Below are 13326 nucleotides of genomic sequence, written 5' to 3'. Positions count from 1 at the left end.
TGGCCGCCGGTGAGGATGGCGATGTCCTCCAGCATGGCCTTGCGGCGGTCGCCGAAGCCGGGCGCCTTCACGGCCGCGACCTTCAGGCCGCCGCGCAGCTTGTTCACCACCAGCGTGGCGAGCGCCTCGCCTTCCACGTCCTCGGCGATGATCACCAGCGGACGGCCCGACTGTACCACCGCCTCGAGCACGGGAAGGATCGGCTGCAGGCCGCCGAGCTTCTTCTCGTGGATCAGGATGTAGGGGTCTTCCAGGTCGGCAATCATCTTCTCGGCGTTGGTGACGAAATAAGGCGAGAGATAGCCGCGGTCGAACTGCATGCCCTCGACCACTTCGAGCTCGGTCTCGGCGGTCTTGGCTTCCTCGACGGTGATGACGCCCTCATTGCCCACGCGCTGCATGGCGCCGGCGATCATGTCGCCGATGGACTTGTCGCCGTTGGCGGAGATGGTGCCAACCTGCGCCACTTCGGCGGAGGAGGAGACCTTCTTGGCGCGGTCCTGGATGTCCTTGAGCGCCGCGGTGACGGCGAGGTCGATGCCGCGCTTGAGGTCCATCGGGTTCATGCCGGCGGCCACCGCCTTGGCGCCTTCCTTCACGATCGCCTGGGCGAGCACGGTGGCGGTGGTGGTGCCGTCGCCGGCGAGATCGTTGGTCTTCGAGGCGACTTCGCGCACCAGCTGCGCGCCGAGATTCTCGAACTTGTCCTCGAGCTCGATCTCCTTCGCCACCGTCACACCGTCCTTGGTGATGCGCGGGGCGCCGAAGCTCTTCTCGATGACGACGTTGCGGCCCTTGGGGCCGAGGGTCACCTTCACCGCATTGGCGAGGATGTCGACACCGCGCAGCAGCTTCTCGCGCGCGTCGGAGGAAAACTTCACGTCTTTGGCAGCCATCTCGGCCTCCTGGTCTGAATGTCGGGAATGGAGCGGCGTGCGGCCTACTTGGAGATCACGCCGAGGATGTCGCTCTCCTTCATGATGAGGAGATCCTCGCCGTCGATCTTCACCTCGGTGCCCGACCACTTGCCGAACAGCACGCGGTCGCCGGCCTTCACGTCGAGCGGCACGAGCTTGCCGGCCTCGTCGCGGGCGCCGGCGCCCACCGCCACCACCTCGCCCTCCTGGGGCTTCTCCTTGGCGGTGTCGGGGATGATGATGCCGCCGGCGGTCTTCTGCTCGGCTTCGATGCGCTTGACGACGACGCGGTCGTGCAGGGGACGGAAGGCCATGGGACTTTTCCTCTCGGCGCTTGGGGGGCGGGCGATCCCGCCGGTTCTGGCACTCCCGTTCGCAGAGTGCCAAGCTCGCGGCGGAGATAGTGGCCCGGCCGCCCGCCGTCAAGGCGCGCCGGCGCACGCGGCGGACGCAAACCAATCGGTAACCAAGCCGGTCTAGGATTTTCCCAGTCACGGCCGCGGGGGCGATGCCGCAGCGTCATTCCCCAGCCGGGGCCAAAGTCGGCTCCCCAGGTCGACGGCGCGCCGGGAAGCCTCTATGGTCCGGCACGCCCGCATGTCGGGACGGGGAGGCGAAATTCCAGGGCGCAGGAAGCGCGTAGGTTGCGGAGTGGCCTTATGCTGACACAGACGGTGGAACACGAGACGTCCTGCGATCGGACGCATCGCCGGGGCGCCGGCCGCCGCCGTGGGCGCGATGATCGCCGTCGGCTTCGCGCTCGCCCTCGCCGCCTGCGAGACCACGCCCAGCGCGCCGCCCATGCCCGCGCGCCAGCAATTCACGAGCCCCATCCCTCCGGATCGGCTGGTGGGCCGCTGGGGTCTTGCCGCCTATCACCGGCCGGACGACGCCGCCCGCACCGAAGCGCAGGCCAAGGCGCAGTGCTCCAATCCCTATGTCATCACCGCCGGCCCCAATGGCGGCGTGATGATGTATCTCGCCGACGACAACAAGCTCACCGAGGTGGTCTCCAAGCAGGTGGCCGGCGGCCCCACTTATATCGGTCCGCCCGACATGGACGCCGGCAGCGAGAAGGACCGCCAGGTGCTGCGCTTCGACGGCCAGGTGCTGGTGCTGAAATGGGTCGACCCCGAGGTCTCCAAGCGCTACGGCACCATGGTGTTCGTGCGCTGCGCCTGAGGGCGGCGATCACATTTCCTTCAGCGACGGCCGCCCCTGGGCGGCCGTTTTCGTTTCCGCGACGGAATGCGAGCGGTGGCGCGGGCGCACCGCGGGTTGAAAACGCGGGCGCGACAATCGTACGCCCTGGCGCATGCCGATCGCCCCCGCCCGCCCCGATGCCAGGACCGCCGCCGCGCTGCTCTCCGCCACAGTGCTCGCCGTGTGGGCGCCGGCTGGCGCGCGGGCGCAGGACATCGCGCTCGACGTGCTCACCGTGGAAGGCCAGAGCGGGGAGAAGGTGGACGGCTATCTGGCCCGCGCGAGCGCCGTCGGCACCAAGACCGACACGCCGATCCTGCTGACGCCGCGCTCCGTCTCGGTGGTCACGCGGGAGGAGATCGAGGACCGCGGCGCCCAGACCGTGAGCGAGGCCGTGGACTACACGGCGGGCGTCGTGACCGGCACCTATGGCTACGATCCGCGCTTCGACACCATCTATATCCGCGGCTTCCCGGTGGCGGCGAGCGGCGATTACCGTGACGGCCTGCGCCAGGGCGCCGGGGTGTTCGCCAATTTCCGCACCGAGGTCTACGGTCTGGAGCGCATCGACATCATCAAGGGTCCCGCCGCCGTTCTCTACGGCCAGATGGCGCCCGGCGGGCTCATCGACCGCATCTCCAAGAGGCCCGTGGACCGGACCTTCTACGAGGCGCAGGGGCAGGCAGGCGACCCGCTCTGGCTCCAGGCGGCCTTCGACCTGGGCGGCCGAGCAAGCGAGGATGGCGGGACGCTCTACCGCTTCACCGGCGTCGCCCGCGCCGCCGACGGCAACCGGCCCCACACCGACAACGACGAATATTATCTCGCCCCCGCCGTGACGTTCCAGAACGACACCACGCGCCTCACCCTGCTCGCCAGCGTGCTCGGCGCCGAGCTGCCGAGCAGCCGGCTGTTCTACCAGCCGGGCGGCGTGCTCACGAAGGTGCCGCTCGGCACCTCCTTCAACACCATCAGCCAGACCCAGCAGCAGATCGGCTACCGCCTGGAGCACGATTTCGACGACGGCCTCACCGCGCGGCAGAACCTGCGCTACGGGCGGATCGAGAACGACAGCTCCTGGCTGATGCCCACCGGCATCAACCGCGGGCCCTATATCGGCGTCTACGGCACGTCGCTCAAGGAGGCGCTGTCCATGTTCCAGGTGGACAGCCAGATCGAGGCCCGGTTCGCCGCCGGCGCAATCCGGCACAAGGTGCTGGCGGGGCTCGACTATGGCTGGGGCACCACCCATTACGGCACAGCCTACAGTCCTCTCATCGCTCCGGTCAGCCTGCTCGATCCCACCGCGCCGGACCGCGGCCTGCTGCCCGCTCCGGCCATGGCGAGCCGCATCACGCTCGACCAGATCGGCTTCTACCTGCAGGACCAGATGACGTTCGGCGACGGCTGGCACCTCACCCTCGCCGGCCGCCAGGACTTCACCGGCCAGGCGCAGGACTCGCCCCGCCGCAACGTGTCCACCGCGCGCGACGAGCAGACCTTCACCTGGCAGGCGGGGCTGCTCTATGCGTTCGATTTCGGCCTGTCGCCCTATGCGAGCTACGCCACCTCGTTCCTGCCTTCCAACAATCTGGACCAGTTCGGCGTGCTGCTGCCCTCCTCCACCGGCGAGCAGTACGAGGCGGGCCTCAAGTATCAGCCGCCCGGCAGCCGCAGCCGCTTCACCGCCGCCGCCTATCAGATCACCCAGAGCAATTATGCCGTGCCCGACCCGGTGGGCATGTACTACACCGCCGTCGGCAACGTGCGGGTGCGCGGCTTCGAGGCGGAGGCGGTGGTCCAGCTCGCGGACGGGCTCGACCTCACGGCGGCCTACACCTTCACCCGCGGCGAGATCACCGGCAGCGCCGACCCGGCGCTGATGGGCAAGACGCCGGTGAACATGCCGGAAAACGTCGCCTCGCTGTGGATGAAGTACATGGTCGAGCACGGGCCGCTCGCGGGCTTCGGCGTGGGTGCCGGCATCCGCTATATCGGCCCCTATTGGGCCGACGACCTCAACACCACCAAGAACGCCGCCCAGTTCCCGATCGATGCGGCGCTCTATTTCCAGAAGGACGCCTGGAAGTTCGCGCTCAATGCGCGGAACCTGTTCAACCAGCAGGAGGCGCTGGCGAACGAGGGCACCTGGTTCTGGCAGCAGGGCCGCACCGTGGTCGCCTCGGCCACCTACCGCTGGTAGCGCGGACAGCGCCAGTCTCCGCCCGCCGCTTGAGCGCCCCTTGCCCAGCAGATTGCGACTATTCCCTAACGTCACTGTAGACAAATCCCACATCTACTGATGGACGCCATGTCTTTTTTATCGCGCTGGCGGCAATGACTCGTCTTGTCTATATTTTTAACAATTTCAATCTATGGACACCCGATCAAATTGCCTTGAATTTCGGGCATTCGTTCCTCTACCCCTGGGGTCCACCTTCCCTTTCCGGGCCTTCGGGTATTGCCATGACCGCCTTGCCTTCCGCGATGTCGCGCCGCCAGCGGATGCGCGCCTGTCTTGCCGCCACCGCTCTTTCCACCCTCGCCGCTGCGCCGGTCCGCGCCGAAGACACCCTGCTTCCCACCGTCACCGTGGAGAACGACCAGAGCGCGTGGGGACCGGTGGAAGGCTACATCGCCCAGACCAGCGCCGCCGGCACCAAGACCGACACGCCGCTGATCGAGACGCCCCGTTCCATCTCGGTCGTCACGCGGCAGGAGATGGACGACCGGGCGGCGCAGAACGTGGTGGACGCGGTGTCCTACACCGCCGGCGTCGTCACCGGCGCCTATGGCTATGACCCGCGCTTCGACGACATCTATATCCGCGGCTTCTCCGTGACCTCCCGCGGCGACTTTCTCAACGGCCTGTCCCAGGGCTCGGGCAATTTCGCCTACTGGCGCACCGAGGCCTACGGGCTGGAGCGCATCGACGTGATCAAGGGGCCGGCCGGCGTGCTCTACGGCCAGACCGTGCCCGGCGGCCTCATCAACCGCATCTCCAAGATGCCGCAGGAGACGGCGTTCGCCGAGATCGAAGGGCAGATGGGCGATCCCGCCTGGTCCCAGGCCGCCTTCGACATCGGCGGCAAGGCACGGGCGACGGCAACGTGCTCTACCGCCTCACCGGCGTCGCCCGCGCGGCCGACGGCCCCATGGCCTACACCACCAACAACGCGCTCTATCTCGCCCCCGCCTTCACCTTCCAAAGCGACAGCACGCGCCTGACAATCCTCACCAACGTCCTCGACATCCGCCTCCCCGCCAGCACCTATTATTACCAGCCGAACAACATCCTGACGAAGATTCCGATCGGCACCACCTACAATGCCATCCAGCAGACTCAGGCGCAGGCCGGATATATTCTGGAGCATGACTTCAACGACGTCCTGAGCGCGCGCCAGAACGTGCGCTACGGGCACATCGAGAACCACAGCTTCTGGCTGGAGCCGACCGGCGTGCAGACCGGTCCGCTGCTGGATGTGCGGCCGCCAATTATCGCGAGACCCTCAACACCTTCCAGGCGGACAACACGGTCACGGCCAAGTTCGCCACCGGCCCGGTCCAGCACAAGATGCTCGGCGGCGTGGACTTCCTTCTGGGCGACACCACCTACTGGTACGACATGGGCTACAACGCGGCGCCCGTGAACCTGCTCAACCCCAATGTCCCGAACCGCGCCGTCATGCCCCCGAGCACCGTTGCCTACGGCGCCGGGCTGAGCCAGGTCGGGATCTATGCGCAGGACCAGATGACCTTCGGCGACGGCTGGCACTTCACCATCGGCGGGCGGCAGGACTTCGCCAGCACCGACCAGAGCTATGCCGGCCGCACCACCGCCTCCCGCGACGACAGCGCCTTCACCTGGCAGGCGGGACTGCTCTACGAGTTCGCAAACGGCGTCTCGCCTTATGTGAGCTACGCCACGTCCTTCCTGCCCTCGCTCAATGTGGGCGCCGACATGAAGCTGCTGGAGCCGTCCACCGGCGAGCAGTACGAGGCGGGAATCAAGTTCCAGCCCAAGGGTGGGCGCAGCTTCTTCACGCTGGCGGCCTACCAGATCACCCAGAACAATTACGCGGTGCCCGATCCCAACACCTTCGTCTACAGCGCCGTGGGCAATGTCCGGGTGCGCGGCTTCGAGGCCGAGGCCCTGGTGGAGATGGCCCAGGGGCTCGATCTCACCGCCTCCTATACCTATACGCAGGGCGAGATTCTCTCGAGCCTCGAAGTTGGGACCATCGGCAAGACCCCGGTGAACATGCCCGCGAACGTCGCGACGCTCTGGATGAAGTACACCGTCCCGGACGGCGCGTGGAAGGGCTTCGGCGTCGGCGCCGGCATCCGTTATTACAGTGGATTCTACTCGGACAACTATAACGTCTACAAGAATCCTGCGCAGTTTCCGGTGGACGCGGCGCTGTATTACAGCAAGGACAATTGGAGCCTCCAGCTCAACGCCAAGAACCTGTTCGGCCAGGAGGAGGCGTTGCTCAACGAGGGCTATTGGTACTGGCAGCAGGGACGCACCGTGCTCGCCACGGCGAAGGTCCGGTGGTGAGCCGATCTCCGGCGCCGGCCCCGGCCGGCCGCCGCCTCAGCCTGCGCCCGGGGCTGGTGTGGGCGCACCGGGTGCTCGGGCTCGCCACCGCCGCGTTCCTGTTCATCGCCGGCATCACCGGCAGCGTGCTCGCCTTCCACCACGAGCTGGACGAATGGCTCAACCCCTCGGCCTACCGGGCAAGCGCGGTCGGCGCGCCGCTGTCGCCGGATGCGCTCGCCGCGCGGATTGAGGCTGGCGATCCGGACCGGCGCGTGTGGTACATGTCGCTGGAGCGCGAGAGCGGCCATGCGGCCAATGCCGCCGCGCTCGGCCGCCTCGACGCCAAGACCGGCGAGCCGGTGGACCTGGCGGCCGACGTGTTCCAAGTGGACCCGGTGAGTGGGGAGGTGCTCGCCGCCCGGCTCTGGGGCCAGTGCTGCTTCTCGTCGCTGAACCTCATCCCTTTCCTCTACGAATTCCACCACAATCTGAGCCTGCCGGGGACCTACGGCATCCTGTTCATGGGCATCGTCGCCCTCCTCTGGCTGGTGGACGGGTTCGTCGGCCTTGCGCTCACCTTCCCGCGCGGCCGGCCGTTCCTCGCCAAATGGCGCTCGGCCTTCACGGTCAAAGGCGGCAGCGCCTTCCGCCTCAATATCGACCTGCACCGGGCGGCGGGTCTGTGGCTGTTCCTGCTGCTGATCGTGCTTGCCGTCTCCTCGGTGGCGATGAATTTGCGCCAGCAGGTGATGGAGCCGATCGTCGGCCTGTTCTCGCCGGTCACGTCCACGCCCTTCTCGGTGCCGCCGCTCTCGCCGCTGCGCGAGCGCACCCTGCCGTTCGACGACGCCTTGGCGGCGGGGGTGAAGGCGGCCCGCGCGCGCGGCTGGAACGACCCGCCGAGCGAGATCTTCTACTCGCCCCATTACGGCGTGTTCGGCGTCGCCTTCGGCGACCACGACGACCCCATGGACACGCGCTGGCTCTATTTCGACGGCGCCACGCTGGCCTTCGCCAGCGCCTCCATCCCCGGCGTGGGAACGGCGGGGGACGTGTTCCTCCAGCTCCAATTCCCGATTCATTCGGGCCGCATCCTCGGCCTCGCCGGCCGCATCATCATCGCCGTGATGGGGGTGGTGATCGCCATGCTCTCGGTGACCGGCGGTCGCCGTGTGGTGGATGAAGCGCAAGGGGCGCCGGAGCCGCGCCCGGAGGGCGGGGGCGGGCAGAGCGGGCGCGGTCGATGGCGCGCCGGGCAAGCCGCTGCCGGCCGAATGACCGGCGGCCGCGTCAGCTCCTGAACATGCCGAGCAGGGTCGATCCCCGGTTGGTGGGATCGACCACGTGGAGCCCCAGCTCCTCGGCCAGTTCGTGGAAGGCGCGGATGCCGCGCGCCGAATTGCCCTTGGCGTCGAGCCGCGGCTAGAAGGTGCCGATGCCGAGCTGGCGGTTCACCACGCCGAGGATGCCGCCGCCCACCCCGCTTTTCGCCGGCACGCCCACGTCGAAGAGCCGCTGCGCCGCGTGCGGGTGCAGCGTGACAGGCGGCACCACCGGCGCGCCTCACTCGTCCATCTTCAGCGCGGCGATGAAGGCTTCCTGGGGGATCTCCACCTTGCCGAACTGACGCATCTTCTTCTTGCCCTCTTTCTGCTTGTCCAGAAGCTTGCGCTTTCTGGTGATGTCGCCGCCGTAGCACTTGGCGGTCACATCCTTGCGCAGGGCCTTGATGGTCTCGCGGGCGATGATCTTGGCGCCGATGGCGGCCTGGATCGGGATGTTGAAGAGATGCTGGGGGATGAGGTCCTTCAGCTTCTCGCACATCACCCGCCCGCGCGCCTCGGCGCGGGTGCGATGCACCAGCATGGAGAGCGCGTCCACCGGCTCGCCGTTCACCAGGATCGACATCTTCACCAGGTCGCCGGTGCGGTATTCGGTGATCTGGTAGTCGAACGAGGCGTAGCCCTTGGAGATGGACTTCAGCCGGTCGTAGAAGTCGAACACCACCTCGTTCAGCGGCAGGTCGTAGGTGACCATGGCGCGCGCGCCCACATAGGTGAGCTCTATCTGGTTGCCGCGCCGGTCCTGGCAGAGCTTGAGCACGGAGCCGAGATAATCGTCCGGGGTGAGGATGGTGGCCCGGATCCAGGGCTCGCGGATCTCCTCGATCTTCACCACGTCCGGCATGTCGGCCGGATTGTGCAGATCGATCATGGAGCCGTCGGTCATCTCGATCTGGTAGATCACCGATGGCGCGGTGGCGATGAGGTCGAGGTTGAACTCGCGCTCCAGCCGCTCCTGGATGATCTCCAGGTGCAAGAGCCCGAGGAAGCCGCAGCGGAAGCCGAAACCCAGCGCGGCGGAGGTCTCCATCTCGAACGAGAAGCTGGCGTCGTTGAGGCGCAGCTTGCCCATGGCGGCGCGCAGGTCCTCGAAGTCGGCGGCATCCACCGGGAACAGGCCGCAGAACACCACCGGCTGCGCCGGCTTGAAGCCCGGCAGCATCTCCGCGCAGGGGCGCTTCTCCTCGGTGATGGTGTCGCCGACGCGGGTGTCCGCCACCTCCTTGATGGAGCCGTTGAGGAAGCCGATCTCGCCCGGCCCGAGCTCGGTCATGGCCACCATCTTGGGGGTGAACACGCCGACGCGGTCCACGTCGTACACCGCGTCCGAGCCCATCATCTTGATGCGCTGGCCCTTCTTGAGCACGCCGTCGATGATGCGCACCAGAACCACGACGCCGAGATAGGTGTCGTACCAAGAATCCACCAGCAGCGCCTTCAGCGGCGCCGCGCGGTCGCCCTGGGGCGGCGGCAGGCGGGTGACGATGGCTTCCAGCACCTGGTCGACGTTGAGCCCGGTCTTGGCGGAGATGCCGATGGCGTCGGAGGCGTCGAGGCCGATCACGTCCTCGATCTGCGCCTTCACCTTCTCCGGCTCTGCGGCGGGCAGGTCCACCTTGTTGAGGACCGGCACGATCTCGTGATTGTTGTCGATGGCCTGGTAGACGTTGGCGAGCGTCTGCGCCTCCACGCCCTGGGAGGCGTCCACCACCAGCAGCGAGCCCTCCACGGCGGCGAGCGAGCGGTTCACCTCATAGGCGAAGTCCACGTGCCCGGGGGTGTCGATGAGGTTGAGGGTATAGGTCTCGCCGTCGTGCGCCTTGTAGGACAGGCGCACGGTCTGCGCCTTGATGGTGATGCCGCGCTCGCGCTCGATGTCCATGCTGTCGAGCACCTGGTCGGTCATCTCGCGCTCGGAGAGCCCGCCGGTGATCTGGATCAGCCGGTCGGCGAGGGTCGACTTCCCGTGGTCGATATGGGCGACGATGGAGAAGTTGCGGATATGCTTCTGGGCGCTGGCGGTCATCCGCGCCGCATAGCATCGGCCCGAGGCGGCCACAAGGCGGGGCGGCAGGCCGCGGAAGGGAGAGAAGGCATTGTCTGCTGCGCAGCAGTCTTGCGCTGGACCCCGGCTCTGCGCTCCGGCTGCGCCGTCGGTTGGCCGGGGAACACCTGCGTGCCCCGGCCGACTGGAACGGCGCCCAGCGCCGGGGAGGGAGAGCCGGGGCCCAGCGCAAAGACTCCGCCGCAGCAGGCCGAACCGGTCGAAGGCGAAATCCGCCGCAGCGCCCCCGCCCCTTGCCACGCCCGCCGCCAGCGGCTTCATTGGCCGCCTCCTCCTTCTGCGGCGCACCATGGACCCGATCGCACCCCGACCCCTTCTCGCCTGCGGCCGCACGCTGACGCTCGGCCCGCGCACCCTCGTCATGGGCATCCTGAACGTGACGCCGGATTCCTTCTCCGACGGCGGCCGCAGCGCGGCGCCGGACGATGCGCTCGCCACGGCCCGACGCCTGGCGCAGGAAGGCGCGGACATTCTCGACGTGGGCGGGGAATCCACCCGCCCCGGCCACACGCCGGTTCCGGAGGACGAAGAATGGGCGCGCATCGCCCCGGTCCTGGAGCGCCTCGCCGCGGAAAGCGCACTGCCGGTATCGGTGGATACCTATAAGGCGGTGGTGGCGCGCAAGGCGCTGGCGGCGGGGGCGGTGATCGTCAATGACGTGTGGGGCTTCATGCGCGACCCCGACATGGCGCAGGCGGTGGCGGACCATGGCGCCGCCGCCGTCCTCATGCACAACCGCACCGAGGTGGACGAGAGCCTCGACATCGTCGCGGACATGCTCGCCTTCTTCGCCCGCGCGCTGGAGCGGGCCGACAAAGCGGGGGTGAAGCGGGAGAAGATCGTGCTCGATCCCGGCATCGGCTTCGGCAAGAGCTTCCCGCAGAACCTTGCCGCCATCCGGCGCCTGCCGGAGCTGCGCGTCCTCGGCCTTCCGCTGCTGCTGGGAACCTCGCGCAAGTCGCTGATCGGCAAGGTGATCGCCACGGAACCGTCGGAGCGCCTGCCGGGCACCATCGCCTCCAACGTCATCGGCGCCATGGCCGGGGTGGAGATCGTGCGGGTGCACGACGTCGCCGCCCATGTCCAGGCGCTGCGCGTGGCCGAGGCCATCCGCGATGCCCGGTGAGGCGCCCCGTCGCGCCTTCCTGTGCCTCGGCTCGAACGTGGGCGACCGCGCGGCGGCGCTGAGCGCGGCGCGCGCGCGGCTTGAGGCCTCCGGCGTACGGATAGCCGCCGCCTCTTCGCTCTACGAGACGCCGCCCTGGGGCCCGGTGCCGCAGGGGCCCTATCTCAACCAGGTGGTGGAGGTGGCGTCCCCCGTGGGCCCGCGCGCGCTGCTGGACCTCGCGCTCGGCATCGAGCGGCAGCTCGGCCGCGATCGCGCGCGGGAGGTACGCTACGGCCCGCGCCGCATCGATATCGATATCCTGTGGTTCGACGGCGCGACGATCGCGGAGGAGGACCTGGAGATCCCCCATCCCCGCCTCATGGAGCGGGCCTTCGTGCTGGTGCCGCTGATCGAGATCGCGCCGGATTTCTCCGCCTTCGGCATCAGCGCGAGGGCGGCGCTGGCGGGGCTCGACGCGAGTGGCATCCGCCGCGTGGAACCATCAAGCGCGCATGAAAAAGGCGCCGCCCCATCCTGAGGACGGGGCGGCGCCGCTTCTATCACCGTCCGAGCTAGGCCCGGGCCGGCGGCAGGTTTCACATGGTGCGGACGTTGGTGGACCAGGTGTCGATCTGGCGCTTCGCCTCGTCCTTGGCATAGCCGTAGCGCTCCTGGAGCTTGCCTTCCAGGATCTCGCGGTTGCCGTTGATCTGCGTCAGGTCGTCGTCGGTGAGCTTGCCCCACTGCGTCTTGACGTTGCCGGAGATCTGCTTCCAGTTGCCCTCGATACGATCCCAGTTCATGGCTCGTCCTTTCAATGGTTGGAAGATGCCGGGACAACGCGCGGCGGGCACCGCCGGTTCCCGGCGCGGCGAGACGACACGGAGCAGGAAGGGACAGGCGCGTGGTGCGACACGAGGACGATGCGGCGCTGGCCGCGCGCGTGGCGAAGGGGGAGCGGGCGGCGCTGGCGCGGGCCATCACGCTGGTGGAATCGCGGCGGCCGGATCACCGCCAGCGCGCCGAGGCCCTGCTCCAGGAGCTCCTGCCGCGCACCGGCGGCGCGCGGCGCGTGGGCATCACCGGAGTTCCCGGGGTGGCAAGTCCACCACCATCGACGCGCTCGGCACCTATCTGACCGGCCAGGGCCACAAGGTGGCGGTGTTGGCGGTGGACCCCTCCTCCACCCGCACCGGCGGCTCCATCCTCGGCGACAAGACGCGCATGGCGCGCCTCTCGGTGGACCCCAACGCCTTCATCCGCCCCTCCCCCTCCAGCGGCACGCTGGGCGGCATCGCCGCCAAGACGCGCGAGACCATGCTCCTGTGCGAGGCGGCGGGCTTCGACGTGGTGCTGGTGGAGACGGTCGGCGTCGGCCAGTCGGAGACCGCGGTGGCCGACCTGACCGACACCTTCCTGGTGCTGATGCTGCCGGGCGCCGGCGACGAGCTGCAGGGCATCAAGAAGGGCGTGCTGGAACTGGCCGACATCGTCGCCGTGAACAAGGCGGACGGCGACAATATCGCCCGCGCCAAGGCCGCGGCCGGCGAATACCGCGCCGCGCTGCACCTGCTCGGCCCGCGCACCGAGCACTGGTCGCCGCCCGTGCTCACCTATTCCGCTCTGACCGGCGCCGGCATCGCCGACATCTGGGAGCAGGTGGAACTGCACCGCAGGAAATGCGAGGGGTCGGGCGCCTTCGCCGCCACCCGCAGAGCACAGCAGGTGCGCTGGATGTGGACCCTGCTCAACGAGCGCCTCGCCGCGCGGGTCACCCATGATCCGGCGGTGAAGGCGCGTCTGCCCGAACTGGAGCGGCAGGTGGCGGAGGGCATCCTCGCCCCGGCCTTGGCGGCGGCGGAGATCGCCGGCCTGATCGGGCTGTGAGGCGGGCATGGGCCGGCCCGTCCTCCTCGTCACCGGCTTCGGCCCGTTCCCCGGCGTGCCGGCCAACCCCTCCGCGACCCTGGCACGGCAGGTGGCGCGGCTGCGGCGGCCCGCTCTGGGACGCTTCGAGATCAAGGTCGCGGTGCTGCCCACCCGCTGGGACGGCCTCGACGGGCTCGAAGTCCGGATCGCGCGGGAGAAGCCGGCGGCGGTGCTCCTGCTGGGGGTCGCCTCGCGGCGGCGGAGCGTCTGCGTCGAGG

Annotated in this window: 13 protein-coding genes and 1 pseudogene; 9 read left to right on the top strand and 5 right to left on the bottom strand. The window is 68.6% G+C overall.

Going from position 1 to position 13326, the window contains the following annotated elements:
• The coding region (gene groEL, locus AC2W7M_RS09770) for a chaperonin GroEL (RefSeq protein WP_486131992.1) at positions 1-896 on the bottom strand (896 nt) is incomplete at its 3' end.
• A 44-nt stretch (positions 897-940) separates the two neighbouring features.
• A complete protein-coding gene (gene groES, locus AC2W7M_RS09765) occupies positions 941-1231 on the bottom strand; it encodes a co-chaperone GroES (RefSeq protein ID WP_486131990.1) in 291 nt (96 codons plus the stop codon).
• A 424-nt stretch (positions 1232-1655) separates the two neighbouring features.
• Between groES and AC2W7M_RS09760 the strand changes: the two genes are divergently transcribed.
• The 5 genes from AC2W7M_RS09760 (at position 1656) to AC2W7M_RS09740 (ending at position 7964) form a co-directional block, all read left to right on the top strand.
• Positions 1656-2099: a hypothetical protein gene (locus tag AC2W7M_RS09760; protein ID WP_486131996.1), complete on the top strand. Its 444-nt coding sequence runs from the start codon at positions 1656-1658 to the stop codon at positions 2097-2099.
• A gap of 133 nt (positions 2100-2232) precedes the next feature.
• Entirely contained in the window at positions 2233-4323 is a 2091-nt protein-coding gene (locus tag AC2W7M_RS09755) for a TonB-dependent siderophore receptor (RefSeq protein ID WP_486131988.1), read from the top strand.
• 302 nt (positions 4324-4625) lie between these two features.
• Complete coding sequence (locus tag AC2W7M_RS09750; protein WP_486131986.1) at positions 4626-5348, top strand: TonB-dependent siderophore receptor; 723 nt, start codon at positions 4626-4628, stop codon at positions 5346-5348.
• 211 nt (positions 5349-5559) lie between these two features.
• Positions 5560-6681 (top strand): TonB-dependent siderophore receptor, encoded by a 1122-nt coding sequence (locus AC2W7M_RS09745; RefSeq protein WP_486131994.1) that lies wholly within the window; start codon positions 5560-5562, stop codon positions 6679-6681.
• A complete protein-coding gene (locus AC2W7M_RS09740; protein WP_486131985.1) occupies positions 6678-7964 on the top strand; it encodes a PepSY-associated TM helix domain-containing protein in 1287 nt (428 codons plus the stop codon). The genes AC2W7M_RS09745 and AC2W7M_RS09740 overlap by 4 nt, the downstream gene beginning before the upstream one ends.
• A 121-nt stretch (positions 7965-8085) precedes the next feature.
• Here AC2W7M_RS09740 and AC2W7M_RS09735 read toward each other — a convergent pair whose 3' ends face one another.
• Both AC2W7M_RS09735 and lepA read right to left on the bottom strand, forming a co-directional pair.
• Entirely contained in the window at positions 8086-8217 is a 132-nt protein-coding gene (locus AC2W7M_RS09735) for a glutaminase (RefSeq protein WP_486131983.1), read from the bottom strand.
• Between the two features lie 9 nt (positions 8218-8226).
• On the bottom strand, positions 8227-10032 hold the full coding sequence (lepA, locus tag AC2W7M_RS09730; protein ID WP_486131981.1) for a translation elongation factor 4: 1806 nt from the start codon (positions 10030-10032) through the stop codon (positions 8227-8229).
• 328 nt (positions 10033-10360) lie between these two features.
• On the opposite strand from lepA, the gene folP reads away from it, so the two are divergent.
• Positions 10361-11197 carry a dihydropteroate synthase gene (gene folP / locus AC2W7M_RS09725; protein WP_486131979.1) on the top strand — a complete coding sequence of 279 codons (837 nt, stop codon included), beginning with the start codon at positions 10361-10363 and terminating at the stop codon, positions 11195-11197.
• Positions 11187-11717 (top strand): 2-amino-4-hydroxy-6-hydroxymethyldihydropteridine diphosphokinase, encoded by a 531-nt coding sequence (folK, locus tag AC2W7M_RS09720; protein ID WP_486131977.1) that lies wholly within the window; start codon positions 11187-11189, stop codon positions 11715-11717. The genes folP and folK overlap by 11 nt, the downstream gene beginning before the upstream one ends.
• A gap of 58 nt (positions 11718-11775) precedes the next feature.
• Here the strand turns inward: folK and AC2W7M_RS09715 are convergent, their stop codons facing one another.
• Positions 11776-11982 (bottom strand): CsbD family protein, encoded by a 207-nt coding sequence (locus tag AC2W7M_RS09715; protein ID WP_486131976.1) that lies wholly within the window; start codon positions 11980-11982, stop codon positions 11776-11778.
• 101 nt (positions 11983-12083) lie between these two features.
• On the opposite strand from AC2W7M_RS09715, the pseudogene meaB reads away from it, so the two are divergent.
• Positions 12084-13066 (top strand): annotated as a pseudogene (gene meaB, locus AC2W7M_RS09710) (methylmalonyl Co-A mutase-associated GTPase MeaB).
• Positions 13067-13073: 7 nt separating this feature from the next.
• A partial coding sequence (locus tag AC2W7M_RS09705) for a pyroglutamyl-peptidase I family protein (RefSeq protein WP_486131974.1) occupies positions 13074-13326 on the top strand: 253 nt, incomplete at its 3' end.

The sequence above is a fragment of the Xanthobacter sp. BG11Y11_SDJG genome (assembly GCF_057364445.1).
This window is presented reverse-complemented; position numbering and strand designations above follow the sequence as displayed.